The 643-nt window shown below is 50.5% G+C and carries 1 protein-coding gene; it reads right to left on the reverse strand.

Translation table 11 applies throughout. The features are described from left to right. A partial coding sequence (locus R7Z50_RS28340; protein WP_318149863.1) for an efflux RND transporter permease subunit occupies positions 1-643 on the reverse strand: 643 nt, incomplete at both ends.

The following is a 643-nucleotide window of genomic DNA, read 5'->3' on the forward strand; positions in this document are numbered from 1 at the left end:
CGTAAACGTCATCGCGACGATCCATGAAAGCAACAGTGACGATGCCACAATGTAGAACACAGAGCTCGCAAACTCGGCGGAGTCGGTTTTGGAGAACAACACTGGGCTTGCGCCCATAATCGCGATGACAGTTGCGCCTAAAAGTGGCACAGCGGTTTCTTTGACGGAATCAATCGCGGCGCGAGTTCGCTCGATACCTTTGTTGAGCTTGGCGATCATCATATCGGTGATCACAATGGCGTTATCCACCAACATGCCCAGTGCGAGAATAAACGTACCTAGCGAGACACGGTGCAAATCGATGCTGGCGATGTTCATGTATACAAGCGTGAGCAAAATCGTCAGGAGCAAGCTTGCGCCAACGATGGTTGCACTCTTAAAGCCCATGAAAACCAACAACACCACAAAAACAATCGCGACACTTTCAAGCAGGTTGCCAACAAAGTCGTCGATAGACTTTTGTACTTCTTCAGGTTGATAAGCAACGGTCGAGATGTCGACACCCAGCGGCAGCGTTGCTTGGTAGTTAGCGATGATGTCTTGAATCGTATCGCCAAGTGACACCACGTTAATGCCTTGAACTGGACTCACCGCCAAGGTGACAGCGGGCTCTCCGTTGTAGCGGTTTTCTGCCAATGCTGGT

The organism is Vibrio sp. 1249-1, assembly GCF_033340495.1.